The sequence below is a fragment of the Streptomyces niger genome, assembly GCF_000718305.1.
In the GTDB taxonomy this organism is placed as follows: domain Bacteria; phylum Actinomycetota; class Actinomycetes; order Streptomycetales; family Streptomycetaceae; genus Streptomyces; species Streptomyces niger.
On record NZ_JOFQ01000003.1, the window covers coordinates 457,266 to 483,093 of the forward strand.

Genomic DNA, 25,828 nt, shown 5'->3' on the forward strand with positions numbered 1-25,828 from the left:
AGGCGTCGCTGCACCGGGCCGGGCGTCGCGCGGGTCAACGACGGCCCGCCGGAGGCCGATACGCGCCCCGACTGCGTCGGTGCGGCCGATGCGGCCGGCGTGACCGGGACGACCCGCGGACCCCTGGCCCGCTGGACCGACGGCGTGGCGTCGGCCGGCCGGGGGCGAGGGGTCGGCGGGGTCGCGGACGTTTCCGGGGACGGGAGAGCGCGGCCTCGGGGAGCGCTCTGCGGGGCCGGGGCCCCGTCCGCGGGCTCGGGGTGCGCGACCGGGAGGGACAGCGCGGGGTTGCCCAGGCCCGGGACGGGCGTCACCGCGGGGGTCAGGGCGCCCTGAATCAGGCCCGTCGGCGCGCTGTCCAGGACGGCGTGCGAGAGCGTGCCCATGAAGGCGGGGTTCTGCCAGGACGCCAGCGAGCCGGCGAAGTTCGGCGCCGACACCGTGTGCTGCCCCGAAGTGCCCAGCGCACGCTGGATCGGCGGCAGGCCGACGGGGCCCGTCGGCGCCGCGCCGGCACCGGCCGGCACCGCGGCCGGTGCGTCGGCGACGGCCGGGCCGGTCCGCACGTCCTCGGCGGCGCCCTGCGTCCGGCCGGTCGTCGCCGCTTCCCCGTCCGGCACGTCACCCGTGGCGGTGCCGGCGTTCTCCCGGTCCCGCCGGAACCGGTCGAGCATTCCCATTAACGTTCCGCCTCCGCGCGCGTCACCAGCGTGGCGATCTGCTCCACATAGCGGCGGCGGTCCCGGTGTTCGAGGTCCAGGATCTCCGCGTGGCTCCAGTGGAAGTGGTACGCGACGTACGCGATCTCCTCATGCATGCGGTCGGTCGCGTACGTCACGATTCCCCCAGGCGGCTCCCGCCGAGTTCGACCTCGAACGGCTGCTCACAGTGCGGACACGACACTCCGGCCCGCGTGTGGCCCTCGGCGTTGATCTGCCGGTAGAAGTCCTGCAGGAAGGCGAGGTCGGAGGCGAACATGTTCTCCACCACCCCGTCGTGCACCAGCGGCAGCGTCCCCAGCCGGGTGATGACCCGGCCGAGCAGCACCACCGAGAGGTACGCGGGGTTCTCCTGCACCCGCAGGTCCCGCAGCGGTACGAGCTCGTCCTTGGCGGTCGCCAGGCGCATCACGCCGTGCCGGTGCACGGTGCCCGACTCGTCGACGTAGCCGCGCGGCAGCTCGAAGGCGAACTCGGTGCTCAGGGTGGGTTGCGGGACCGGGGCGGGGGCGGCCGGGGCCGCCGGAGCGGCGACCGCGGCCCCGGCCGCCTCCGGTGCGGCCTCCGGCCCTGTCTCGGGACCGGAAGCCGCAGGCTCCGCCATGGCCGGCGGCCTGGGAGCGGTACGGCGCATTACTCGATGACCAGTTCTTCGAACGTGATGGTCACGGTCTCGGTGAGGGCCGACGCCTCACCGGCCTTCACCGTGCTGGTGTCGACCTTGCTGCACCAGGCCTGGCGCATGTTGTACCGCTTGACCGGGTTGTTCTGGTAGTCCATCACCATGATGGTGGCGTTCTTGCGGGCCGTGGCCATCTGGCCCGCCACCGACTCGGTGATCCACTGGTTGAACGCCGCGGACTGGGTCATACCGCGCACGACGGTGCAGGTACCGGCCTTCTTGACGCCGGGCAGCTTCTTCGTGACCGGCTTGCCCTGCGCGGAGACCTGCTGGTACTCGATGACGTCCTGCTCGATGGTCAGGCCGCTGACCTCCTGGAGGTACTCGACCATCACACCGTCGATCTGCAGGCCGAAATTGTGTGAAGTGAGCGCGTCACCTGGCTGGAGACTCATGAACTGTCGGGTGTCCTTTGCTGATTACTGACCGACGGGAGGGGCCGCGCGGTGCGCGGCGAGGGGAGGAGGGTGGGGCGGTGCGCGCACCGCCCCACCGCTGACTACTCCTCCAGTTCGCCGCTGCCGCTGGAGAACTGGGCCAGGCGGAAGATCACGAATTCCGCCGGCTTGACGGGCGCGATGCCGATCTCGCAGATGACCCGGCCGAGGTCGACCGACTCCTGCGGGTTGGTCTCGGCGTCACACTTGACGTAGAAGGCCTCCTCCGGCCGGGAGCCGAAGAGGGCACCCTCGCGCCACTCGGTGACGAGGAAGGCGGAGACGTTGCGCCGGATCCGCGCCCACAGCTGCTGGTCGTTCGGCTCGAACACCACCCACTGGGTGCCGATCAGGATCGACTCCTCCAGGTAGTTGAAGTACCGGCGGATGTTCAGGTAGCGCCAGGCCGGGTCGGAGGCGAGGGTGCGGGCGCCCCAGACGCGGATGCCGCGGCCCGGGAAGGCGCGGATGCAGTTGACGCCGATCGGGTTGAGCAGGTCCTGCTCACCGCGGGTGATCTGCATCTCCAGGTCGACGGCGCCGCGGACGATCTCGTTGGCGGGCGCCTTGTGCACGCCGCGCTCGGAGTCGTTGCGGGCCCAGATGCCGGCGATGTGGCCGCTCGGCGGGACGGTCTTCGACTCACCGGTGGCCGGGTCGAAGACCTTGATCCAGGGGTAGTACAGCGCGGCGTACTTGGAGTCGTAGCCGGCGGTCTCCTGGCGCCAGACGCGGATGCCGCGGGCGTTCAGACCGGGCGGCGGGTCGATGACGGCGACGCGGTCGCCCATCAGCTCGCAGTGCGCGATCAGGCCGAGCTGGACGGCCTTGACGGCCTCCAGGTCGATCGCCCCGCGCTGGTAGGCGGCCATCAGGTCGGGCACGGCCACCATGGAGATCTCGTCGACCGCCTCCAGGCCACCGAAGCCGGTGCGGTCGGCGGAGTCGCCGAGGTACTGGGCCGGGCCCGGGTGACCGGTCGGCGCGGCGGCGGAAGCCGGGGCCGCGGCGGGCGCGGGGGCCGGCGCGGGCAGGGCCAAGGTCTGGTTCTCGGGCCGGGCCAGCTGCGCGGCCGGCGCCGCCTCCTGGACGGAGATCAGCTTGGAGCGGTCCTTGACCTGCGTGACGACGTAGTTGCGGCCGCCCTTCTTGGCGGTGACGTCGAAGGTCTCGGCGGCCTTGCCGCCGTCCTTGACGATCAGCCGGAAGCGTTCGGCCGGGCCCTCGCCCTCGGCGTCGGTGACCTCGACGGAGAGGCCTTCGCCGCTGCCGGGCGTGAGCGCGGCGACCTTGAAGGTGCCGAGCTGCTGCGGCTCGCCGGGCGGCAGCGCCGCCGGGGCCGCGGCCTGCTCGACGGCGGGCGCCTGGCCGTTCTCGCCGCCCGGGGTGCCGCCGACGCGCACGACGTAGGCGGCGGAGCCACCGTTGTTGAAGAAGCCGTAGACGGAGTGCGCCAGGTAGTACCCGTCGGTGAACTCACCGAACTCCGCGACGTACTGGGTCCAGTTCGTGACCAGTGTCGGCTTGTTCAGTGGTCCGCTCGGCGCGAGTCCGACGAAGGCGGCGACGGAGGTGCCCACCCCCTCGATCGGGCGCGAGCCGCCGGCCACCTCCTCGACATAGACGCCCGGCGACAGGTACGACGACATGCTCTGCTCTCCTCGGGGTACTGGACACAGGATCCGGAATTCACCCTCCGGGTCGACAGCCGGAGAAGAAACGTCCTCCGGTACCTACTTGAGGGCATCGCGCCTGCCCGAGCGGGCAGCCGCACACATCCCCGCGGTGTGCCGCCGGCCACTTCCGGGCGCCCCGGGGCACCCGGCCGCCGGGCCGACAGGGCAGCCGGTCGCGCGCGAAGGGGCAGCACCCCTGCCCTGTGGCCTCGTGACCTGCGGTCGGGCCCTGCCGTAGCGTCGCGTGCGTGAGCATCTGGACCTCCCTCGAACCCTCGTCCGCCACCGTGGATCCCGGCAGTACCGCGTCCGTACGGCTGAGACTCCGCAACACCGGAGACGTCGTCGACGAGTACCGCTTCGTCCCGGTCGGCGACATCGCGCCGTACACGACGGTGGAGCCCGCATCGGTACGGCTGTACCCGGGGACGACGGGGACGGTGGAGCTGACCTTCGCGCCGCCGCGCACCCCTGACGCCGCGGCCGGCCCGCACCCCTTCGGTGTCCAGGTCGTCCCTACCGAACACCCGGAAGCCACCACCGTCATCGAAGGCAACGTCACCGTCACGCCCTTCACGGAGATACGGGCGGAGCTGGTCCCGCACACCGTCAAGGGCCGGTTCCGCGGCCGCCCGAAGCTGGCCGTGGACAATCTCGGCAACACCAAGCTCACCGCGTCGATCGCCGGCGGTGACCGCAGCGACGAGCTCTCGTACGACCTCCGGCCGGCGAACGTGCAGATCGAGCCCGGTCGCGCCGCCTTCGTGGACGCCGTGCTCAAGCCGCGGCAGATCACCTGGGCGGGAACGAAGCAGCAGCGGCCGTACAGCCTGGCGATCCGGCGCTCGGGCAGCGAGCCGACGGCGGTGGACGGCACGTACGTGCAGCGCAGTGTCTTCCCGTACTGGCTGATGACGCTGCTGGGCCTGCTGCTCGCGCTCACCATCACCGGGCTCATCCTGTGGTTCACCTATCAGGCGCCCGTCAACAGCCTCGCCCAGGAGAAGCCGTCGGACGACGCGGGCGTGGCGCTCCCGAAGGAGCCCCCGGCCCAGCCGACGCAGCAGGCGCCCACGCCGGAGAAGACGCAGGAGCAGCAGACCCAGGCGCCGCAGCAGCCCGCCGACGACAAGCCGGCCGGCGGCGGGGGCGGGGGCGGGGGCGGGGGCGGCGCGCCCGACGACGGCATGCCGGCGAACCGCACGAAGATCCTCATCAAGAACTTCACGAACGGGACCTGCGCCGACCTCCCCACGTTCGAGGCCAAGGACGGGGGCCCGGTCCACCAGTCGAACTGCAACAACAGCCCGGACGACAACCAGCTGTGGACCCTGGACAAGAAGTTCGACCACGGCGGCCCGAACGGCGCGGCGCTCTTCACCATCCGCAACGTCAAGGACAACCTCTGCATGGACCTGCCCGGCAAGGGCGGGGCCCCGGCTGCGACACGCGTGGACGAGTGGCGGTGCGACGGCTCGAAGGACGACAACCAGCTGTGGTGGGTCGAGAAGCGGACGGAGAACCGCTGGTGGATCCACAACTTCGCCAGCGGCAACATGTGCCTGGACTCGCAGGACAGGGACAACGACGACCGCAACCTGAGCGTCTGGCACTGCCAGGCGGAGGACCAGAACAACCACCAGTGGCTCTTCACGCCCCACTAGTCCGCACCGCCCCGGCGCGCGGCTACGCGTGGTGCCGGGTGTAGTGCTCCGCGATCTCATCGCTCGTCGTCAGCCACACTCCGGGGTGGCTGACGACGTGTTCGAGGGCCCGGTCCAGGTTGCAGGTACGGGGGCTGCTGGACGCCGGGCTGCCCACACGGATCATCAAGCAGGTCCTTCCGTGCCTGGACAAGCCGCGGGACATCCACTTCTCCGATGCCACGCCGGAGATGCTCGCCACGCTGGAGCGGGAGAAGGGCCGCATGACCGACCGCATCGGGTGCCTGACCCGCAACCGGGACGCGCTGGCCGAGTACCTCGACGCGGTGCGGAACGGCGCGGGGGCCACCGCACCGCGATGAGGACGTGGAATATGGACGTGGGATGAGGCCGTGGTCCGTGCCGCACGGCCGGACGGTGGTCAGGTGACCGTCAGGGTGACCTTTTCCTTGGCGGCGGAGCTGGTGCCCACGTAGAGGTCGAAGGCGCCCGGCTCCAGGAGGAAGCGGCCTCGGGTGTCGTTGGTCCAGAAGCCCAGGTCCTCGGCGCCGAGGCGGAAGCGCACCGTGGTCTGCTCGCCCGGTTCGAGGGTCACCCGGCGGAAGCCGCGGAGCCGGCGGACCGGCTGGGTGATCGAGGCGGCCTTGTCGTGCACGTAGAGCTGCACGACCTCGTCGCCGGCCCGCTTCCCAATGTTCCGTACGGAGACGGAGACCTCCAGCGTGTCACCCTTGCGCAGCGCTTGCGCGGCGACGCGGGGGCGGCTGAGCCGGGGCGCGCCGAGAGTGAACTCGGTGTAGCTGAGTCCGTGGCCGAAGCCGAACTGCGGTCCTTCGGGCAGGTCCAGGTACTTGGACGTGTACTTGTTGTCCGGGTCGTACGGCCGCCCGGTGGACTCGTGGTTGTAGTGGATCGGGATCTGGCCGACCGTGCGGGGGAAGGAGACCGGGAGCTTCCCGCCGGGGTTCACGGTGCCGAAGAGGACGTCCGCGATGGCGTGCCCGGCCTCGGTACCCGGGTGCCAGGCTTCCAGTACAGCGGGAGCCTTCGCCAGCCAGCCGCCCAGGGTCAGCGGGCGGCCGTTGACGAGGACCACCACGAACGGCTTGCCCGTGGCCGCGACCGCCTCGACCAGCTTCTCCTGCGCGCCCGGCAGCGAGATGTCGCTGCGCGCCGCGGCCTCGCCGCTGATCGACGGGGGCTCGCCGACGACCACCACGGTCACGTCGGCGGCCTTGGCGGCGGCCACCGCAGCGGGGATGCCGGCGGTGTCCTCGCCCGCGGCGTCCACCCCCTTGGCGTACGTGACCTTCGCCTTCGGCGCGGCCTTCTTGACCGCGTCCACCACCTTCACCGCGGGGAACTTCTCCTGAGACGCCGGGATCACCCAGGTACCGAGGAGATCGTCGGAGTCGCCGAACGGGCCGACCACCGCGATGGAGGAGGCCCCTGCGGACAGCGGCAGCACCGACTTCTCGTTCTTGAGCAGCACCATGGAGCGGGCGGCTGCCGCGCGGGCCGCCTTGCGGGCGGCGGCCGACGGCTCGGTGATCTCGTCCTTCTCCTCGACGTAGGGGTGATCGAAGAGACCCAGCTGGAACTTCAGCTGGAGCACCCGGTACACCGCGTCGTCCAGCCGGCTCTGCTCGATCTTCCCGGCGCGCAGCAGCTTCCTGCCGTTCTCGACGAAGTGCGTGCTGGTCATCTCCATGTCGACGCCGGCGTTCAGGGAGAGCCGCGCCGCGTCCGCGCCGTCCTCGGCGAAGCCGTGCGCGATGAGTTCCTGGACGCCGGTGAAGTCGCTGACCACCAGGCCGTCGAAGCCCCACTCGTCCTTGAGGATCTCGGTGAGGGTGTGGGGGTTGCCGTGCGCGGGGACGCCGCTGATCGTGTTGAACGAGGCCATCACGGTCGCCGCGCCGGCGTCCAGCGCGGCCTTGAACGGCGGCAGGTAGAGGTTGCGCAGCCGTGACTCGGAGACGTCCACCGTGTTGTAGTCGCGGCCGCCCTCCGCGCCGCCGTACGCGACGAAGTGCTTGGCGCAGGCGGCCAGCCGGTCCTTGTCCTTGAGGCCCTTGGCGTCCTTGGCGTCCTTGGCACCCTTGGCGTCCTTACCCTGGTAGCCGCGTACCTTGGCGGCGGCGAACGCGGAGGTGAGGTACGGGTCCTCGCCGTTGCCCTCCGCGATGCGGCCCCAGCGCGGCTCGTGGGTGACGTCCATCATGGGCGCGAAGGTCCAGTGCACGCCGCTGGAGCGGGCCTCCTTCGCGGACACCTCGGCGTCGACGGCGGTGACCTCGGGGTCGAAGCTCGCCGCCTGGGCGAGCGGGATCGGGAAGTTGGTCCACATGCCGTGGATCACGTCCAGGCCGAAGACCAGCGGGATGCCGAGCCGGGACTCCTCGACGGCGATCTTCTGCAGGGCGTTGGTGGTCTTCGCGCCGAAGATGCTGAAGACGGAGCCGAGCCTGCCCTTGCGGGCCGCGTCCTCGACCGCCTTGGTCTCCCCGCCGCCGGGGCCGGTGTCCCAGGTCCACGGCAGCTGCTGGAGCTGGCCGAACTTCTCGTCGACCGTCATCCGGCCCAGCAGCTCCCGGATCTTCCGGTCGTACGGCCCGGACGCCCGGGGGCCGTCGGCCGCGGCTCCCTGCGCCGCGTCCGCCGCGGCCGTGCCTCCTGCGGCCGGGGCGGCGGCCTGCGCGCTCCCCGCTCCGAGGAGCCCGCCGGCGACGGCCGTACCACCGGCCGCACTCAGAAGCGTGCGTCGTCGCATCCCCTGCATGAGTTCACCTCTTCGGCAATGGGCAGGCCTCATCGCCGCCCCGAATTCAGAAGGTGAATGGACGTTAAAATCTGGTGACGGGCGGGTCAAGAGGTGTGACGCATGCGGTCGTGGCGTGTCAGAGGTTGAACAGACCCGGTTCCTTGGCCGTCACGCGGAAGAACCGCGCCGGATCGCTCACCAGCCGCCGCTCCGCGAGGTCCAGCAGCCCGCACACGCTGCCCACCTCGGCCGCGACCTCGCCGTCGGCGCGCACCATGCGCTGCTCGATCCGGTAGGTCTTCCCCTCGCCCCACTCGAAGAGGCAGTCCACCGAGATCCGGTCGCCGGCGCGCAACTCGCGCCGGAACCGGACGGTGGTCTCCAGGGTCACCGGGCCGACACCCTGGTCCAGCAGGTCGGACTGGCGGATGCCGGCCGCCTGGAGCAGGGACCAGCGGACGTGGTCGGCGTACTGCACGTACACGCTGGAGTTGAGGTGTCCCTGCGCGTCGGTCTCGTAGCCGCGAACGGTGATCTCCACGGCGAACGGCACTGCCATCGTCTCCCCCTCGACTGTCCCCGACCGGTCCGGCCGGGCCGACAGGCGAGCGTACAGCCCTTTCCCTACTCGTCCGACAACTTCAGGTTCGGTACCCGGAAAGCCGCGATCACGAAGGCCAGCAGGGTCACTGCCGCGCCGGTCAGGAAGACGACGCGCATGGCGGCGACGTAGCCCTCCAGGAAGGGCTGCGCCAGGCGCGGGTCCAGGGTGTGCAGGAAGGCGGAGTCCTCCAGGTTCAGGCCGCCGTGCGGGCGCACCACACCGCTCAGCGCGTGTGCGTTGTCGGGCTCCGCCGCGAGCCGACGCAGCGACGGCCGCTGCAACGCCTCGTCGAGCCGTTCGCCGATGCGCGAGCCCGCCAGGGAGAAGAGGATCGAGAGGAAGGCCGCGGCGCCGACCGTGCCGCCGTTGGAGCGGAAGAAGTTCACCGAGGCGGTGGCCGCGCCCATGTCCGTGCGCTCCACCTCGGACTGGGCCAGCGTCGTCATGGTCTGCATGGCGGCGCCCAGCCCCGCGCCCATGAAGAGCATGCCGATCGCGACGTACCAGAGCGGGCTGTCGGCCCGCAGCGTGGCGTAGACGAGCATGGCGACGGTGAAGCAGCCGACGCCCGTCACCAGGTGCACCTTCAGGCGTCCGGTGCGGGACATCAGCCGGCCGACGGTGAGGGTGACCGCGACGTTGGCGACCGTCGTGGGCAGCATCGCGAGGCCGGCCGCCATCGGGCTCATGCCCTGAGCGAGCTGGAGGTAGAGCGGCAGCGTCGTCATCGCCCCGAACATGCCGATGCCGACGATGAAGTGCAGGAGTGTGCCGAGGCGGAAGCTGCGGACGCGGAAGAGGCGAAGCGGCAGCAGTGCCGCCTCGCCCATGCGCCGTTCGATCAGCACGAAGGCGATGAGGCCTGCCACGCCCGTCGCGTACAGCACGAGCGCGGGCGGCGAGGCCCAGCCCCAGCCGCGGCCCTGTTCGGCGACGACGAGCAGCGGTACGACGCCGAGGGCGAGGGTCAGCGCGCCCCCGTAGTCCAGGCGGTGCCGTACGGGCCGGTGCGGCACCCGGCGCAGTACGCGCATGATGACGGTCAGGGCGACCGCCGCCAGCGGCACGTTGACCAGGAAGATCCAGCGCCAGCCGGTGACGCCGAGCACGCTGCCGGCGCCGGCGAAGACACCGCCGATGACGGGTCCGACGATGCTGGCGCCGGCGAAGACGGCCATGAACCAGCCCTGGTAGCGGCCCCGTTCGCGCGGCGAGGTGATGTCGGCGATCACCGTCATGGCCAGCGACATCAGCCCGCCGCCACCCAGCCCCTGGACCGCGCGGAACGCCGCCAGTTGGTGGATGGACGCCGCGCAGCCGCACAGCAGCGACCCGGCGGCGAAGAGCACGATCGCGACGAGGTAGACCGGCCGGCGGCCGTGGATGTCGGACAGCTTGCCGTACAGCGGGGTCGCGATGGTGCCGGTGACGAGGTACGCGGTGGTCACCCAGGCCTGGGCGGTCAGCCCGTGCAGGTCGTCGGCGATGGTGCGCAGGGCGGAGGAGACCACGGTCTGGTCCAGCGCACCGAGGAACATCCCGAGCATCAGGCCGGACAGGACGGTGACGATCTCGCGGTGCGACAGCCGCGCGGGCGGGCCGGCCTGTTCGGCCGGCCCGTCCGCGGGCCGCGGCTCCTGCTTGCGGAGCGCGTCGGAAGAGGTCACGCGTGGTCTCCGACGAGCCTCTCCAGGTCGGCCACCGCGTGCTCGACCGCCGGCAGGGTCAGCATCCGCAGCCGCGCGCGGCGGGCGGTGGCCGCGGCACCGGCGTCGGCCAGCACCTCCCGGCAGACCGCGGCGATGCCGTCCGGGGTGCGGTCGGTGATCTCCCGGCCGAGCCCCAGCTCCTCGACGCGCCGTGCGTTGGGCTGCTGGTCGCCGAACTGCGGCAGCACCGCCAGCGGCGTGGCGGTACGCATCGCCTCACGGACGCTGTTGAAGCCGCCGTGGGTGAGGAACAGGTCGACGGACTCCAGCAGCAGCGGCTGCGGCAGCCGCTCGGTGAGGTGCACGTGCGGGGGCAGATCGGTGGTGTCCACCGGTACGCCGGCGGTGGCCACGACGACGGTGCACTCGGTCAGCTTCGCCGCCGCCTCGATGATGCTCTGCAGCGTCTTGACCGGGTCCGGGAACTCGAACGGCAGCTCCGGGGGCTGCGCCTCGCCCTGTTCCTTGCGCTGCTGGATCATGGGCAGCGCGGTACCGATGGCGGCCCACACCAGCGGCCGGTCGGTGGGCAGGTCCGCGACCCACTCCGGGAGTACGGAGTCGCGCTCCACCTGCACCGTCTGCCGGTAGGAGTACGAGCCGGGCAAGTGGCGGGCGAAGGAGAAGTCCGCCGGCACGTAGTCGACGCGCCCGTGCGGGACGACCGAGAGCGGGTCCTCCTGCGCGGGCAGACCGAACTCCTCGCGCAGGGCGTTCAGGCCGTCGTGGACCTGCGTCGGGTCCAGAATGTTGCTGGAGCCGGAGGGGGTGGGCAGCTGCGGGATGCCCAGTTCCTCGGCGATGAGGACGGAGCCGAGGTCCATGCCGTCGCGCAGGACGAGGTGGGGGCGGAAGTCGCGCGCCAGGGGAAGGACGATCTCCCGCAGCTTCCTGGCCATCGGGCCCGAGAGGAGCCGGGTCATGAAGCGCATCATGGCGAGCTGCTGCTGCTCGGGGCCGGCGTCCGCGGCCTCGGCTCCGGGCGCGTCCCCGCCCGGGTCGAGCTCCTCGTCCAGGAACATCTGCGGCGTGAAGGACGGCATGCAGGTGACGACGGTGAGGTCGTCATGGGCGAAGAGCGGCGCGACCTCCTCGGTGGTGGCCACCCGTATCTCGTGTCCGGCGGCCGCGAGGGCCCGCAGCAGCGGGAGCTGGGCGCGCCCGTGCGAGGGGCTGCCGATGGTGGTGCACAGGACTCGCATGAAGAGACCTTTCGGGTCGGTCTGTCGTGGGGTGGGGCCGGGTGCGCGGCGGAGGAGTCAGCCCGCCATCGTGTACGGGCTGCCGATGCTCTGCCGGACGAGCCCGGCGCGGTCCAGCCGGTCGTGGTCGAGGAAGTTGCGGAAGTCGTGGACGATCCGGCCGTCCAGGCGGGCGGCCACCGCGTCCCAGTCCAGTTCGAGGAAGTCCGGCCATTCGGTGAGCACGAGGCAGGCGGCGGCGCCGTCGGCCGCGGCCAGCGGGTCGTCGGTGAGGGTGAGCAGGTCGCTGAGGTCGGGCCGGGTCTCGCACAGCGCCGGGTCGTAGGCGTACAGCTCGGCGCCGCGCTCGCGCAGCTGCCGCGCGATGGCCAGCGCCGGCGAGTCGCGCAGGTCGGAGGTGCCGGCCTTGAAGGCCAGGCCGTACAGCGCCAGTCGTACGCCGGCGAGCGAGCCGTCGCCGCCTGCGCTCTGGGCCGCGACGCGCTCCACCAGTCGGCGCTGGTGCTCGACGTTGGTCTCGATGGTGGCGCGCAGCAGCGGGAAGTCGATGCCGGCGGCCTCGCAGACGGAGAGCAGGGCGTGGGTGTCCTTGGGCAGGCAGGAGCCGCCCCAGCCGGGGCCCGGCTGGAGGAAGGCCGCGCCGATCCGCGGGTCGTGGCCGATGCCGGCCGTCACGTCGCCGATGTCGGCGCCGAAGCGCTCGCAGAGCGTCGCCAGGTTGTTGGCGAAGGACAGCTTCATGGCGAGAAAGAAGTTGGCCGCGTACTTGGTGAGTTCGGCGCTGGCGGCGTCGGTGACCACCAGCGGGGCCGCGAGGTCGGCGTACAGCTCCGCCACCCGCCGGGCGGCCTCGGCGTCCACGCTGCCCACCACGATGCGGTCGGGGTGCAGGAAGTCGTGCACGGCGCGGCCCTCGCGGAGGAACTCCGGGTTGCTGACCACGGCCACGTCCGGCCGGGCGAGCAGCGCGGCGACCCGCTCGGAGGTGCCGACCGGCACCGTCGACTTGTTGACGACGACCGCGCCGGGCGGCAGCTCGGTACGGATCTCGCCCGCGACGGCCTCGACGGCGGCCAGGTCGGCGGCGCCGCCCGCGCCCATCGGCGTCGGCAGGCACAGGAACACCACATCGGCGTCGCGCACCGCGGCCGGGGAGTCCCCGACGAACGCGAGACGGTCCGATTTCAGCCCGTCCTGGACGAGTTCCGGCAGACCCGGCTCCAGGATGTCGACCTCCGCCCGCCGGAGCCGTTCGACCTTGCCCGGGTCCGCATCGGCGCACACCACACGGTGCCCGAGCGAGGCCAGACAGGCCCCGGTGGTCAGCCCCACATAGCCCGTCCCGATGACGGCAACACGCCTCTCACTCACTGATAATCACCTTTTCGAATGATCGTCGGCGGCTCGACCCTACGAACGGAGGCCCGCAGCGGTCAACGATTGATGACAACGACCGATGACTTCCGGACACGCGCCGGAACCTGGACCATGTGCTCCTGAACGACGAGCCGAAGAAGGTACGAACACGTGGACGGATCGACAGCGAAGGTGACGGACGAGACCGGCGGGCGGCCCGCGCGGACGCGCAAGCACTGCGCCACCGCCACCCGCGGCGCCCTGATGGAGGCGGCGGCGCTGCGCTTCGGGAGGTACGGCTACGACGGCGCCAGCATCCGGGACATCGCCAAGGACGCCGGGGTGGACGCGGCCCTGGTGTACCGCTATTTCGGCTCCAAGGAAGCCCTGTTCGCCGCGGTGTCCATCGACACCGCGATATTCGACCCGCTGCTGCAGGTGCCGCTCGACGAGGTCGCGGCCTGGGTGAGCGACTTCGTCGCCAACGGGCCGACGGACGAGGAGGTGCCGCACCCGGTGCTGTCCGTGCTGCGTTCCTCCAGCCGCGAGGAGGCGGTGGAGCAGTTCCGCGAGGGCGTGACAGAGGTGTTCTCCCGCAACTTCGCCGAGCGCCTGGAGGGCCCGGACGCCGCGCTCCGCGCCGAACTGCTCGCCGCCTGGCTGCTGGGGACGAGCCTGCTGCGCAAGGCCTTCCGCACCCCGGCGCTGGAGTCCGCATCGGAAGCCGCGCTGCACGGCCACCTCCAGGCCGGCCTCGCCCGGTTGCTCCAACCCGACCAGCGCTCATGCGGGTGCGGACGCGCCTGCCCCTGCGGGCTCTGAGCCCGCCGCTCCTCCCCCACCGCACGGGTCACGGCCGAACCAACGGCCGTGGCCCTTCTGTGTTTTCCGCACCTGTGCGGCGCCCCTCCGCCGCCTTGGGACGCCTTCCCCCACCTCAATAGTTCTGATAGGAGTATTTCTAATCGAAACAGTGCGGAGACACTCGATGAGGAGGAGCCCGTCGTGAAGTTCTCGATGATCTTCGAGGCCCAGATGGCCGACCCGTCCCCCGAGCACGAGCGCCAGGTGATCCAGGACTGCGTCGAACAGGCCGTGTACGCCGAGGAGATGGGCTTTGACCGGATCTGGGCGGTCGAGCACCACTCGCTGACGCAGTACGCCCACATGAGCGCGTCCGAAGTCTTCCTGTCCTGGGTGGCGGCGAAGACCTCCCGCATCCGCATCGGCCACGGCGTGGTCACCATGCCGTTCGGCTACCAGCACCCGATACGGGTGGCCGAACGCGCCGCCATGCTCGACATCCTCTCCGGCGGCCGCGTCGACATCGGCTCCGGGCGCGGCGCCACCAAGCAGGAGATGTCCATGTACGGCGTGCGGCCGGAGGACACCTATCCGCAGATGGAGGAGGCGCTGCGGATCGTGAGCAACGCCTGGCGCGAGGAGACCTTCGAGTGGCACGGGTCGATCGACATCGGCCCCGGCGCCGTGCTGCCCCGCCCCGTACAGGCCCCGCACCCACCGCTGTTCATGGCCTGCAGCAAGCACGACACGCTCAAGCTCGCCGCCGAACTGGGCATCGGCGCGCTCGTGCTGGGCTTCGCCGGTGCCGACGACATCCGGGAGATGCGCAAGGTCTACGACGAGGCCATCGCCGTACGGGGCACCGAGCGCTTCGTCTCCACCGAGGTCAACAACCATTTCTCGGCGCTCTGCCCGACGATCGTCCTGGACGACGCCGAGGCGGCCTACCGCATCGGCACCCGCGGACAGCGGTTCTTCGCCGAATCCATCGCCCACTGGTACGGCAACGGCCCCGAGCCCACCGTGGTGTACGAGGAGGACGAGGACCACGCCGCGGCGATGGCGCGCCGCCGGGACGAGCTGGTCGCCAAGCTGCACGAGGCCGATATCCCGGCCCGCCCCGCCGACACCGGCACCTACAACGCCGAGCACGCCTACGGCACCGCCGGGACGGCGATCGATTACGTGGACCAGCTGCGCAGGATCGGCGTCGACGAGGTGATGTGCCTGATCCAGATGGGTACCGTGCCGCAGGACGTGTGCATGGAGACCATCCGGCAGTGGGGCGAGACGGTCATCCCGCACTTCCGCGCCCTCGAAGCGGCGGCGGGCTGATGACCGCACGGCTGGCGGGCCGGACCGTCGTCGTCACGGGGGCGGGCCGCGGGCAGGGCGCGGCCGAGGCCCGGCTGTTCGCGGAGCACGGTGCGCGCGTCGTTCTGACGGACGTACGGCAGGAGGCGGGCCGGGAGACCGCCGCGCACCTCGGGGACCAGGGGCTGTTCGTCCCGCACGACGTGACCGAGGCGGCCGGCTGGCAGCGGGTCGTCAGCGCGGCGCTGGACGCCTTCGGACGGATCGACGCGCTGGTGAACAACGCGGCGCTGTGGCGCACCGCGACCGTCGAGGAGGAGACCGAGGCGAACCTCCAACGGCTCCTCCAGGTCAACCTGGTCGGCCCGTTCCTCGGCATCCAGGCGGTGGTGCCGGCGATGCGCGCGACCGGCGACGGCGGCTCGATCGTCAACATCTCCTCCACCGCGGGCCTGGTCGGCATCCAGGGCCACGCCTCCTACGGGGCGACCAAGTTCGGGCTGCGCGGGCTCAGCAAGTCCGCCGCGCTCGACCTGGCCCGGTACCGCATCCGCGTCAACTCGGTGCACCCCGGCATTGTGGACACCCCGATGGTCGCCGGTGCGCTCGGCACGGACGCCGGCGAGCGGGCGTGGCCGAACGTGCCGCTGCGCCGCATGGGCCACCCGGAAGAGGTCGCGGAGCTGGTGCTGTACCTGGTGTCGGACGCCTCGGCGTACGTGACCGGCGCCGAGTTCCCCGTCGACGGCGGGCTCACCGCCCAGTAGGTGCGACGCGGGGAGGCCCGCCGGCTGCGACCGGCGGGCCTCCCCGCGTGGTGTACGGGGTTCAGCGCAGGCCCAACGCCCCCGCGATGTCGTTGACCGCGATCCAGCTGAACGTCATCGCCGGTCCGATGGTCGCGCCCGGCCCCGGATAGGTCTCCCCCATCACCGCTGCGGAAGCGTTGCCGGTGGCGTACAGGCCCTCGATGACCGAGCCGTCCGCGCGCAGCACGCGGGCCGCCGCGTCGGTGACCGGGCCGCCCTTGGTGCCGATGTCACCGGGGTGCACGGGGACCGCGTGGAACGGAGCCGCTTCGGCGGTCCACTGCACGGACGTGTGCGCCGGGCTGAACTTCTCGCACCGGACCTGGTTGCCGCAGGCCGCGCACTCCACCGGCCGCACGTCAGGCCCCGCTCGCCGTCCGCGTCTCCGCGGCGTCGGGCACAGCTGCGGCGCGGCGCGCGAGGTTCTCGTCGACCTCGGCGCGCCAGGCCTTGTTGGCGCGCTCGGTGTCGACCTCGAACTCGAAGCGCCGAACCATCTCGTCCTTGACGTCCCCCGCGTCCACGTAGAACTGCTCGTACCAGCGGCGCAGCTGGTAGACGGGGCCGTCCTCCTCGGTCAGCAGCGGGTTGTCGATGCGGGTCTTGTGCCGCCAGATCTCGACGTCCTGCTCGAAGCCGGCCGCCAGTCCCTCGGCGGTGACCCGGGCGGCCTCGGCCGCCTCCGCGTCCGTCATGCCGGGCAGCTTCTTCACGATCGCGCCGTACTGGAGCAGGAAGCTGTCCGCGTCGATCGGGTAGTGGCAGTTGATCAGCACCATCTCCGTCTCGACGCCCTCGGCCACCGGCGTCCAGAGGTGGTCGATCATGTAGGAGGGGCCGTAGTAGGAGGCGTCGGAGCGCAGCGGGGCGCTGAGGGTGCCGAGGTCGACGTCCTCGCGCGGGGCGCTCTCCATGTACTGGGTGGCGACGTGCCCCTCGAAGACGTTCTTGAAGTACGTCGGGAAGGAGTAGTGCACGTAGTAGAAGTGCGCCATGTCCACGATGTTGTCCACGATCTCGCGGCAGTGGGCGCCCGCCACCCGCAGTATGTGCCAGGTCCAGTCGCTCCACTCGTCGCTGAAGGCGCCGTTGATGCGCGGGATGGTGACGTCGGGCGGCGGCGGGTTGCCCTCGGGGTCGTACCAGACGAACAGTTGGCGGTTCTCCTCCAGGGTGCGCCAGGCACGGGTACGAGCGCGCGGCGGCACCCGGCGGGCGTACGGCACGCCCGCGCACCGGCCGTTGCCGGACCAGCGCCAGTCGTGGAAGGGGCAGGCCACGGCGTCGCCCTTGACCGTGCCGTGCGCGAGATTGCCGCCCATGTGGGGGCAGTAGGCGTTGAGCACGTGCAGTGCGCCGTCGTGCTCCCCCTGGAAGACCACCAGCTTGCTGCCGAACGCCTCGATCTCGTGCGGCCGGCCGCCCTTGAACGTGTCGGCGAGGCCGAGGCAGTGCCAGCCGCGGGCGAAGCGGGCGGGCGGCCGGCCCGCTTCGATGACGCGGACCTCGTCGTGGGGAGCAGTCATGGTCTCTCGTCCTCCTGCGCGGCGACGGGCTGTCCGGGGAGGCTAGAGCGGCCCGGGACCGACGCGGGAGCCACATTTCCCGGTGAGCGGGAAAGGGGGCCGGGCGCGTGTAGTGCCACGCTCCCCCGCCTCACCGCGCCCCGTACACCGGTTGGGGCGGCTCGGCGGCCGCTAGCAGCTTCCGTGCGGCCTCGCCTGCCTCCGCCGGGGTCCAGCGGGCGCCCTTGTCGGCGGTGGGGCCGGGGCGCCAGCCCTCCATGACGGTGATCCGGCCGCCCTCCGCCTCGAAGACCCGGCCGCTCACCCCGTCGGAGGCGGTGGAGGCCAGCCAGACGACGAGTGGGGAGACGTTCTCCGGGGCCATCGCGTCGAAGGCGTCCCCGCCCGGCGCGGCCATGGTCTCGGCGAAGGTCCGCTCGGTCATGCGGGTGCGGGCGGCCGGCGCGATCGCGTTGACCTGGACGCCGTACCGGGCGAGCTCGGCGGCGGCGACGAGCGTGAGACCCACGATGCCGGCCTTGGCGGCGGAGTAGTTGCCCTGGCCGACGCTGCCGAGCAGTCCCGCGCCCGAGCTGGTGTTGATCACTCGGGCCTCGGGCGTGTGGCCGGCCTTGGCCTCCGCGCGCCAGTGCGCCGCCGCGTGCTTCAGCAGCAGGAAGTGACCCTTGAGATGGACGCGCAGTACGTCGTCCCAGTCGTCCTCGTCGAGGTTGACGAGCATCCGGTCGCGGAGGAAGCCCGCGTTGTTGACCAGCGCGTCCAGCCGGCCGTACGTGCCGAGCGCGGTGCTGATCAGCGAGGCCGCACCGGCCGCCGTGGCGATGTCGCCGCCGTGCGCGACGGCCTCGCCGCCGGCGGCCCGGATCTCGTCGACGACCTGCTGGGCGGGCCCGGCGGCGGCCGCGCCGCTGCCGTCCAGGCCGACGCCGAGGTCGTTGACGACCACCTTGGCGCCCTCGGCGGCGAGGGCGAGGGCATGCGCGCGGCCCAGTCCGCGGCCGGCTCCGGTGACGACGGCGACGCGTTCACTGCACAGTCCGGTCAGTCCGGTCAGTCCGGTCATGGCGTGTGATTCCCTTCCGTGTGGCTGACGGTGTGGTTGACGGTGGCGGCGGCGAGGAACGCCGGGCGTTCGCCGCCGCCGTGGACGTGCAGGCTCGCGCCGCTGACGTACGCGGCCCGGGCGGAGGCGAGGAAGGCGCAGGCGTCGCCGACTTCGTCGGGTTCGGCGAGTCTGCCGAGCGGTACGGTGCGGCCGACGGCGGCGAGCCCGGCTTCGTCCCCGTAATGCAGGTGGGACAGTTCGGTGCGGACCATGCCGAGGGTCACGGTGTTGACGCGTACCTTCGGGGCCCATTCCACGGCCATCGAGCGGGCCAGGTTGTCCAGGCCCGCCTTGGCGGCTCCGTAGGCCGCCGTGCCCGGTGAGGGACGGGTGCCGCTGACGCTGCCGATCATGATGATCGAGCCGCCCGTGGGCCCCTCGCGCAGCAGGTCGTAGGCGGCGAGCGAGGCGTTCAGCGGGGCGAGCAGGTTGAGTTCGACGACCCGCGCCGCGTGTCGGCTGCCGGCGTCGGCGAGCATGCGGTACGGAGTGCCGCCCGCGTTGTTGACCAGCGTGTCCAGCCGCCCGTACTCGTTCCGTACCGCCTCGAAGAACGCGCCGACCGCGTCCGGGTCCCGGAGATCCACGGTGTGGAAACGGGCGGTGCGTCCCGCCGCTCCGACGGGTCGGTCGGGGGGCCGTCGCGCGCAGGTCACCACCTCGGCCCCGGCTTCGAGCAGGGCGCGCACGATGCCCGCGCCGACGCCCCGCGTGCCGCCCGTGACGACGGCGACGTATCCCGACAGATCGATGATCGCTGGCATTGAGCACCTCCCGCGGCGCGCCGACCGCTGCTACCTTGCCTGCACGCGCCCTAACAAACGTTTGGTGGAAAGGTAGCTGATTCGCTCATGGGTGTCTCCACCTCCTCGCCCGAAGAGGGCATCGCGGTCGTCACCGTCGACTTCCCACCGGTGAACGCCCTTCCCGTACACGGCTGGTACGACCTGGCCGCCGCCGTCCGCGCGGCGGGCGCGGACCCGAAGGTGCGCTGCGTCGTCCTCGCCGCCGCCGGACGCGGCTTCAACGCCGGTGTGGACATCAAGGAGATGCAGCGCACGCCCGGGTACGACGCACTGCTCGGCGCCAACCGCGGCTGCTCCGAGGCGTTCGCCGCGGTGTACGACTGCGAAGTCCCGGTGATCGCCGCCGTACAGGGCTTCTGCCTGGGCGGCGGCATCGGCCTGGTCGGCAACGCCGACGCGATCGTGGCGAGCGACGACGCCACGTTCGGCCTGCCGGAGCTGGACCGGGGCGCGCTCGGCGCCGCCACCCACCTCGCCCGGCTGGTACCGCAACACGTGATGCGGACCCTGTACTACACCTCACGCACCGTCACGGCCGAGGAACTGCACCGGCACGGTTCCGTCTGGCAGGTGGTGCCCCGCGACCGACTGACGGACGCAGCAATGGCGTTGGCGGGCGAGATCGCCGCCAAGGACGGCACCCTGCTCCGCCTCGCCAAGGCCGCCATCAACGGCATCGACCCGGTCGACGTGCGCCGCAGCTACCGCTTCGAGCAGGGCTTCACCTTTGAAGCCAACCTCAGCGGCATCGCCGACCGGGTACGCAACACCTTCGGCACCGGCACCAGCACCAGCACCAGCACCAGCACCAGCACCAGCACCAGCACCGGATCCAACACAACGAGGGGGCAGCGGTCATGAGTGCCGACAAGACGATGACGCCTGACGAGGTGGTCGGCCGCCTCACCAGCGGCATGACGCTCGGCATCGGCGGCTGGGGATCGCGGCGCAAGCCGATGGCGCTGGTGCGCGCACTGCTGCGCTCGGACCTCACCGATCTGACCGTGGTGTCCTACGGCGGGCCGGACGTCGGGCTGCTCGCCGCCGCCGGGAAGATCCGCCGGCTGGTCACCGCCTTCGGCACGCTGGACTCCGTGCCGCTGGAGCCGCACTTCTGCGCGGCCCGGCAGGGTGGCGGCCTCGAACTCACCGAGCTGGACGAGGCGATGGTCATGTGGGGGCTCACCGCCGCCGCGCACCGGCTGCCCTTCATGCCGATCCGCGCCGGGCTCGGCTCGGACGTGCTGACGGTCAACCCGTCGCTGCGCACGATCACCTCGCCGTACGAGGACGGCGAGGAGCTGGTCGCCGTGCCGGCGCTGCGGCTGGACGCCGCGCTGGTGCACATCAACCGGGCCGACGCACGCGGCAACGGCCAGTACCTCGGCCCCGACCCGTACTTCGACGACCTGTTCTGCCAGGCGGCCGACGCCGCGTACGTGTCCTGCGAGCGTCTCGTGGACACCGCGGAGCTGCTGAAGGCCGCCGGTCCGCAGACGCTGCTGGTCAAGCGGGCGTTCGTGACCGGCGTGACCGAGACCCCGAACGGCGCGCACTTCACTTCCTGCGAGCCCGATCACGGGCGGGACGAGGCGTTCCAGCGCGCGTACGTGCGGGCCGCCAAGGACCCGGCGGCCTGGCAGGACTTCGTCGAGCGGTTCCTGTCCGGTGACGAGCACAGCTACCAGGCCGCCGTCGCGGCGTTCCACGAGGAGGCGTCCGGATGAGTGCGGTGAAGGCGACCCGGGCCGAGTACTGCGTGCTGGCCTGCGCCGAGGTCTGGCGCGGCGCGGGCGAGGTGCTCGCCAGCCCGATGGGCACCGTGCCGTCGATCGGTGCGCGGCTGGCGAAGCTCACCTTCTCCCCCGACCTGCTGCTGACGGACGGGGAAGCGCTGCTGATGGCGGACGTACCGGCGGTCGGGGCGCGGTCGGAGGCCACCGAGGGCTGGCTGCCGTACCGGCAGCATCTGGCGCTGGTGGCCACGGGGCGGCGGCACGTGATGATGGGCGCGAGCCAGCTGGACCGGTACGGCAACCAGAACATCAGCTGCATCGGCGACTGGGCCCGACCGAAGCGGCAGCTGCTGGGCGTGCGCGGCGCGCCGGTCAACACCCTCAACAACCCGACGAGTTACTGGGTGCCGCGGCACTCGCGCCGGGTGTTCGTGGCGCGGGTCGACATGGTGAGCGGCGTCGGGTACGACCGGGCCGCCGCGGCCGGGCCGGCCGCCACCCGGTACCACCGCATCCCGGAGGTCGTCACCGACCTGGGCGTCTTCGACTTCGAGACCCAGGACCACACCCTGCGGCTGCGCTCCTTGCACCCGGGCGTCACGGTCGAGCAGGTCCGCGAGGCCACCGGTTTCCCGCTCGCCCTGACCGACCCGGTGCCGTACACCCGCGAGCCCACGCCCGAGGAGCTGCGGCTGATCCGGACCGTCATCGACCCCGGCGGGCTGCGGGACCGGGAGGTCACGGCGTGAGCGACGCACCGGCCGACGTCACCCTGGCAACACCCCTCACCCGGCTGGTCGGCGTGCGGCACCCCCTCGTCCAGACCGGCATGGGCTGGGTGGCGGGCCCCCGGCTCGTCTCGGCCGCCGCGAACGCGGGCGCACTGGGCATCCTGGCCTCGGCGACCATGACCGTGGAGCAGTTGCGGGCCGCCGTCCGGGAGGTCGCCGCGCGCACGGACGCACCGTTCGGGGTGAACCTGCGCGCGGACGCGGGCGATGCGGCCGACCGCGTCCGCGTCATCGTCGAGGAGGGCGTACGGGTCGCCTCCTTCGCGCTCGCGCCCTCCCGGGAACTGATCGCCCGGCTCAAGGACGCCGGGGTGGTCGTCGTCCCGTCCGTCGGCGCCCGGCGGCACGCGGAGAAGGTCGCCGCCTGGGGCGCCGACGCCGTGATCGTGCAGGGCGGCGAGGGCGGCGGCCACACCGGGGAGGTCGCCACCGGCGTGCTGCTGCCGCAGGTCGTGGACGCGGTGGACATCCCGGTGGTGGCGGCCGGCGGGTTCCGCGACGGCCGCGGGCTGGTGGCGGCGCTGGCGTACGGCGCCGCCGGCATCGCCATGGGCACCCGCTTCCTCCTCACCTCCGACAGCACCGTCCCCGACGCCGTCAAGGCCCGCTACCTCGCCGCGACCGTCAAGGACACCACCGTCACCACCGCCGTCGACGGCCTCCCCCACCGGATGCTGCGCAGCGAACTGGTCGACGCGCTGGAGCGCTCGGGGCGGGCGGCGGCACTGCTGCGCGCGGTGCGGCACGCCGCCGCCTTCCAGCGTGAAACCGGCATGAGCTGGCGCCGGATGGTCCGCGACGGCCTGGCCATGAAGCACGGCAAGGACCTGACGTGGAGCCAGTTCCTGCTGGCGGCCAACACCCCGATGCTGCTCAAGGGCTCGATGGTGGACGGCCGTACGGACCTGGGCGTGATGGCCGCCGGGCAGGTCGCGGGCCTCATCGACGACCTGCCGTCCTGCGCCGAGCTGGTGGCCCGCGTCATGGCGGAGGCCCACGCCACCCTCCACGCCCTGCCGGCAGCGGACTGAACCGCGCCCGCACCGTGCCCACCACGGACCGGCTCCGGCCCACCACGGACCGGCTCCGGCCCGCCACGGTCCGGAGCGGGCCCGCGCTCCACCCGAGGAACTTTCCGGCACACCGCACCCCGGACACCCCTCTCCCCTCTTGGAGTGACCATGCGCGCCACTCGTCTCCGCCGTACGGCGGCAGTGCTGCTCACCGCCGCCCTCGGCGCCCTCCCCGCCTGCTCGGCGGCCCCGGCCCCCGACCGGCCCGCCGCCCCACCGACCACGTCCTCCGGCCCGGCCGCCGGCACCGTGCACCGCGTAGCGCTGCGGGGCGCGGTCAACGTGCGCGACCTCGGCGGCTACCGCACCCGCGACGGCCAACACGTCCGATACGGCCGGGTCTTCCGGGCCGACGGGCTCGGGAAGCTGACCCCGGCGGACGGCGCGAAACTGACCGGGCTGGGCCTACGCACCGTCGTGGACCTGCGCGTCCCCGCGGAGATCGCGCGGGACGGCGCCGACCGGCTGCCCCGCGGGCCGGAACCGGTCTCCCGGCCCGTGCCGGACCACCGGCTGAACGACACGACGAACGAGGCGCTGGGCAGCAAGGACCCCGACACGCAGCGCAAGCTCCTCGGCGGCGGCCGGGCGGAGCGGCTGATGCGCGCCACGTACCGGTCCTTCGTCACCGACGCGCAGAGCCGCCGCCAGTTCGCCGCGACCCTGCGCGACCTCGCGGACGGCAGGGGCGCCCCGCTGCTCTTCCACTGCACCGCGGGCAAGGACCGCACCGGCTGGCTGAGCTACGTACTGCTCCGCGCCGTCGGCGTACCGGAGGCCACCGCGATCCGCGATTATCTGCTCTCCAACGACCTGCGCGCGGCTGCCGACCGCAGGACCCGCGCGGGGCTGAAGGAGAGCGGGCAGATGCGGGACCCGGACCTGCTCACCCCGCTCCTGGCCGTCCGCGAGGACTACCTGCAGGCCGCCGTCGACCAGGCCCGGCAGGACTACGGCGGCCTCGACGGCTACCTCACCGAGGGGCTGGGCCTGGACTCCAGGACCCTGGCGCGGCTCCGCTCCCGCCTGGTGCACTGAGCCGCGGGCCGAAGGCTCAGCTCCTGCCCGCGCTCGCCGCGACCGCCATCCCGCTCGCGGCGCACTGCGAGGCCGCGAGCGGGTGGTTGTCCTGCCGTCCGACAGTCCGCCGGCAGGGCTCGCCCGGATCACGCTGGCGGGCCTCGCCCGCCGGGAGGGCCCGGAGCGGACTGAGGCCTTACGGACCGGCGGGGTCACAGCCGTTCGATGACCGTCACGTTGGCCTGGCCGCCGCCCTCGCACATCGTTTGGAGGCCGTACCGGCCGCCGGTGCGCTCCAGCTCGTGGAGGAGAGTGGTCATGAGCTTGGTGCCGGTGGCGCCCAGGGGGTGGCCGAGGGCGATGGCGCCGCCGTTGACGTTGACCTTCTCGGGGTCGGCGCCGGTCTCCTTCAGCCAGGCCAGCACGACCGGCGCGAACGCCTCGTTGATCTCGACCAGGTCGATGTCGTCCATGGTCAGGCCGGTTTTCTTCAGCGCGTGCGCGGTGGCCGGGATGGGCGCCGAGAGCATCCGGATGGGGTCCTCGCCGCGTACGGAGAGGTGGTGGACGCGGGCCCGCGGGGTCAGGCCGTGTTCGCGTACGGCCCGTTCGGAGGCGAGCAGCATCGCGGCCGCGCCGTCGGAGACCTGCGAGGAGACCGCCGCGGTGAGCCGCCCGCCCTCGACCACCGGCTTCAGCCCGGCCATCTTCTCCAGGGAGGTGTCCCGGCGCGGGCCCTCGTCGGTCGTGACGTCCCCGTACGGGACGAGTTCACGGTCGAAGCGGCCTTCGTCGATGGCGTGCAGGGCCCGCCGGTGGGAGCGGAGCGCGAACTCCTCCATCGCCTCCCGCGTGATGCCCCACTTCTCGGCGATCAGCTCGGCGCCGTGGAACTGGTTGACCGGCGCGTCGCCGTAGCGGGCCCGCCAGCCCTCGCTGCCCGCGTACGGCCCCTCGGTCAGCCCGAGCGGTTCGGCGGCCTGCCGGCTGGCGAAGGCGATCGGGATCATCGACATGTTCTGGGTGCCGCCCGCGACGACCAGGTCCTGCGTGCCGGAGAGCACGCCCTGCGCGGCGAAATGGATGGCCTGTTGGGAGGAGCCGCACTGCCGGTCGACGGTGACGCCGGGTACCTCTTCGGGGAGCCCGGCGGCCAGCCAGCACGTTCGGGCGATGTCACCGGCCTGCGGCCCGACGGTGTCGAGGCAGCCGAAGACGACGTCCTCGACGGCGGCCGGGTCGATGCCGGTGCGCCGCACGAGGGCCTTGAGCACGTGGGCCCCGAGGTCGGCCGGGTGGACGGCGGCGAGCCCGCCCTTCCGGCGTCCGACGGGCGTGCGGATCGCGTCGATGATGTAGGCCTCGGCCATGGCTGCTGCTCCTCGGTCGGTTCACAGTGGCGCGTGGGGTTACGTGCGTACGGCGACGCCGTCCAGGACCATGGACAGGTACTGGCGGGCGATCTCCTCCGGGCTGTGCTGTCCGCCCGGTCGGTACCAGCTCACCGCGACCCAGACGGTGTCGCGGATGAAACGGTAGGTCAGCCGGATGTCGAGGTCGGCGCGGAAGACTCCGGCGGCCACCCCGCGCTCCAGCGTGCCCAGCCACGCCTTCTCGAACTTCACCTGTGAGTCGGCGAGGTAGGCGAAGCGCGGCTGCGCGGCCAGGGCCCGGGCCTCCTTCTGGTAGATGGCGACCGCTGCGCGGTGCCGGTCGATCTCCCGGAAGGACTCGGTGACGAGGGCCTCGATGGTTTCCCGGGGGCCGAGGCCGGCGTCCAGCACGGTGTCGTAGCCGGCCCACAGCTCGTCCAGGAAGGTGGCCAGGATCTCGTCCAGCATCGATTCCTTGGAATCGAAGTGGTAGTAGAGGCTGCCGGCCAGCATGCCGGCCGCGTCCGCGATCTTGCGTACGGTGGTGGCGTTGTAGCCCTGCTCGGCGAACACCTCGGCAGCGGTGTCCAGCAGCTCGCGGCGGCGCTCGGGTGACGGGCTCACGTTCGACTTCTTCTTGGCGGTTGGCACCGCACCA

General features: G+C 72.2%; 24 protein-coding genes and 1 pseudogene. 10 read left to right on the forward strand and 15 right to left on the reverse strand.

The window, feature by feature from the left end; genetic code table 11:
* Positions 1-679 precede the first annotated feature (679 nt).
* The 4 genes from IF20_RS39040 to IF20_RS08635 all read right to left on the reverse strand — a co-directional run bounded on the left by IF20_RS39040 (position 680) and on the right by IF20_RS08635 (position 3,487).
* Positions 680-838: a DUF6760 family protein gene (locus tag IF20_RS39040; protein WP_199896531.1), complete on the reverse strand. Its 159-nt coding sequence runs from the start codon at positions 836-838 to the stop codon at positions 680-682.
* The gene (locus tag IF20_RS08625) at positions 835-1,353 is read right to left on the reverse strand and encodes a hypothetical protein (RefSeq protein ID WP_052864389.1); all 519 of its coding nucleotides are present in this window, start codon (positions 1,351-1,353) and stop codon (positions 835-837) included. Before IF20_RS08625 ends, IF20_RS39040 begins: the two co-directional genes overlap by 4 nt.
* The gene (locus IF20_RS08630; RefSeq protein WP_052864390.1) at positions 1,353-1,796 is read right to left on the reverse strand and encodes a phage tail protein; all 444 of its coding nucleotides are present in this window, start codon (positions 1,794-1,796) and stop codon (positions 1,353-1,355) included. Before IF20_RS08630 ends, IF20_RS08625 begins: the two co-directional genes overlap by 1 nt.
* A 104-nt stretch (positions 1,797-1,900) precedes the next feature.
* A complete protein-coding gene (locus IF20_RS08635; RefSeq protein WP_052864391.1) occupies positions 1,901-3,487 on the reverse strand; it encodes a phage tail sheath family protein in 1,587 nt (528 codons plus the stop codon).
* A 275-nt stretch (positions 3,488-3,762) separates the two neighbouring features.
* Between IF20_RS08635 and IF20_RS08640 the strand changes: the two genes are divergently transcribed.
* Positions 3,763-5,178, forward strand: a complete 1,416-nt coding sequence (locus IF20_RS08640; RefSeq protein ID WP_052864392.1) for an RICIN domain-containing protein — start codon at positions 3,763-3,765, stop codon at positions 5,176-5,178.
* 119 nt (positions 5,179-5,297) lie between these two features.
* A pseudogene (locus IF20_RS08645) lies at positions 5,298-5,540 on the forward strand (MerR family transcriptional regulator); the annotation flags it as partial.
* Positions 5,541-5,599: 59 nt separating this feature from the next.
* On the opposite strand, the gene IF20_RS08650 reads toward IF20_RS08645, so the two are convergent.
* The 5 genes from IF20_RS08650 to IF20_RS08670 form a co-directional block, all read right to left on the reverse strand.
* Positions 5,600-7,960 carry a glycoside hydrolase family 3 N-terminal domain-containing protein gene (locus IF20_RS08650; RefSeq protein WP_110943969.1) on the reverse strand — a complete coding sequence of 787 codons (2,361 nt, stop codon included), beginning with the start codon at positions 7,958-7,960 and terminating at the stop codon, positions 5,600-5,602.
* 118 nt (positions 7,961-8,078) lie between these two features.
* Positions 8,079-8,501, reverse strand: coding sequence for an acyl-CoA thioesterase (locus IF20_RS08655; protein ID WP_052864393.1), 423 nt, complete (start codon positions 8,499-8,501; stop codon positions 8,079-8,081).
* A gap of 65 nt (positions 8,502-8,566) precedes the next feature.
* Positions 8,567-10,213, reverse strand: coding sequence for an MDR family MFS transporter (locus IF20_RS08660; protein ID WP_234426576.1), 1,647 nt, complete (start codon positions 10,211-10,213; stop codon positions 8,567-8,569).
* The gene (locus IF20_RS08665) at positions 10,210-11,457 is read right to left on the reverse strand and encodes a glycosyltransferase (protein ID WP_052864394.1); all 1,248 of its coding nucleotides are present in this window, start codon (positions 11,455-11,457) and stop codon (positions 10,210-10,212) included. Before IF20_RS08665 ends, IF20_RS08660 begins: the two co-directional genes overlap by 4 nt.
* Before the next feature lie 57 nt (positions 11,458-11,514).
* A complete protein-coding gene (locus IF20_RS08670; protein ID WP_052864395.1) occupies positions 11,515-12,828 on the reverse strand; it encodes a UDP-glucose dehydrogenase family protein in 1,314 nt (437 codons plus the stop codon).
* A 156-nt stretch (positions 12,829-12,984) separates the two neighbouring features.
* Here IF20_RS08670 and IF20_RS08675 point away from each other — a divergent pair, with 156 nt between their 5' ends.
* The 3 genes from IF20_RS08675 (at position 12,985) to IF20_RS08685 (ending at position 15,698) form a co-directional block, all read left to right on the forward strand.
* Positions 12,985-13,635 carry a TetR/AcrR family transcriptional regulator gene (locus tag IF20_RS08675; RefSeq protein WP_052864396.1) on the forward strand — a complete coding sequence of 217 codons (651 nt, stop codon included), beginning with the start codon at positions 12,985-12,987 and terminating at the stop codon, positions 13,633-13,635.
* A gap of 183 nt (positions 13,636-13,818) precedes the next feature.
* On the forward strand, positions 13,819-14,952 hold the full coding sequence (locus tag IF20_RS08680; protein WP_052864397.1) for an LLM class flavin-dependent oxidoreductase: 1,134 nt from the start codon (positions 13,819-13,821) through the stop codon (positions 14,950-14,952).
* The gene (locus IF20_RS08685) at positions 14,952-15,698 is read left to right on the forward strand and encodes a glucose 1-dehydrogenase (protein ID WP_052864398.1); all 747 of its coding nucleotides are present in this window, start codon (positions 14,952-14,954) and stop codon (positions 15,696-15,698) included. Before IF20_RS08680 ends, IF20_RS08685 begins: the two co-directional genes overlap by 1 nt.
* Before the next feature lie 61 nt (positions 15,699-15,759).
* Here the strand turns inward: IF20_RS08685 and IF20_RS08690 are convergent, their stop codons facing one another.
* The 4 genes from IF20_RS08690 to IF20_RS08705 form a co-directional block, all read right to left on the reverse strand.
* Entirely contained in the window at positions 15,760-16,098 is a 339-nt protein-coding gene (locus tag IF20_RS08690) for an FAD-binding protein (protein ID WP_052864399.1), read from the reverse strand.
* A 1-nt stretch (position 16,099) separates the two neighbouring features.
* The gene (locus tag IF20_RS08695; RefSeq protein ID WP_052864400.1) at positions 16,100-17,266 is read right to left on the reverse strand and encodes a Rieske 2Fe-2S domain-containing protein; all 1,167 of its coding nucleotides are present in this window, start codon (positions 17,264-17,266) and stop codon (positions 16,100-16,102) included.
* A gap of 130 nt (positions 17,267-17,396) precedes the next feature.
* Positions 17,397-18,311, reverse strand: coding sequence for an SDR family oxidoreductase (locus tag IF20_RS08700; RefSeq protein ID WP_052864532.1), 915 nt, complete (start codon positions 18,309-18,311; stop codon positions 17,397-17,399).
* A gap of 14 nt (positions 18,312-18,325) precedes the next feature.
* A complete protein-coding gene (locus IF20_RS08705) occupies positions 18,326-19,135 on the reverse strand; it encodes an SDR family oxidoreductase (protein WP_052864401.1) in 810 nt (269 codons plus the stop codon).
* A gap of 87 nt (positions 19,136-19,222) precedes the next feature.
* Between IF20_RS08705 and IF20_RS08710 the strand changes: the two genes are divergently transcribed.
* The 5 genes from IF20_RS08710 (at position 19,223) to IF20_RS08730 (ending at position 23,815) form a co-directional block, all read left to right on the forward strand.
* A complete protein-coding gene (locus tag IF20_RS08710) occupies positions 19,223-20,038 on the forward strand; it encodes an enoyl-CoA hydratase family protein (RefSeq protein ID WP_052864402.1) in 816 nt (271 codons plus the stop codon).
* Complete coding sequence (locus IF20_RS08715; RefSeq protein WP_052864403.1) at positions 20,035-20,904, forward strand: CoA transferase subunit A; 870 nt, start codon at positions 20,035-20,037, stop codon at positions 20,902-20,904. Before IF20_RS08710 ends, IF20_RS08715 begins: the two co-directional genes overlap by 4 nt.
* On the forward strand, positions 20,901-21,662 hold the full coding sequence (locus tag IF20_RS08720) for a CoA-transferase subunit beta (RefSeq protein ID WP_052864404.1): 762 nt from the start codon (positions 20,901-20,903) through the stop codon (positions 21,660-21,662). Before IF20_RS08715 ends, IF20_RS08720 begins: the two co-directional genes overlap by 4 nt.
* Complete coding sequence (locus tag IF20_RS08725) at positions 21,659-22,735, forward strand: NAD(P)H-dependent flavin oxidoreductase (RefSeq protein WP_110943970.1); 1,077 nt, start codon at positions 21,659-21,661, stop codon at positions 22,733-22,735. The genes IF20_RS08720 and IF20_RS08725 overlap by 4 nt, the downstream gene beginning before the upstream one ends.
* 150 nt (positions 22,736-22,885) lie before the next feature.
* The gene (locus IF20_RS08730; protein ID WP_052864405.1) at positions 22,886-23,815 is read left to right on the forward strand and encodes a tyrosine-protein phosphatase; all 930 of its coding nucleotides are present in this window, start codon (positions 22,886-22,888) and stop codon (positions 23,813-23,815) included.
* 194 nt (positions 23,816-24,009) lie between these two features.
* Here IF20_RS08730 and IF20_RS08735 read toward each other — a convergent pair whose 3' ends face one another.
* Both IF20_RS08735 and IF20_RS08740 read right to left on the reverse strand, forming a co-directional pair.
* The gene (locus IF20_RS08735) at positions 24,010-25,167 is read right to left on the reverse strand and encodes an acetyl-CoA C-acetyltransferase (RefSeq protein WP_052864406.1); all 1,158 of its coding nucleotides are present in this window, start codon (positions 25,165-25,167) and stop codon (positions 24,010-24,012) included.
* A 39-nt stretch (positions 25,168-25,206) separates the two neighbouring features.
* On the reverse strand, positions 25,207-25,821 hold the full coding sequence (locus IF20_RS08740) for a TetR/AcrR family transcriptional regulator (RefSeq protein ID WP_052864407.1): 615 nt from the start codon (positions 25,819-25,821) through the stop codon (positions 25,207-25,209).
* Between the last annotated feature and the right edge of the window lie 7 nt (positions 25,822-25,828).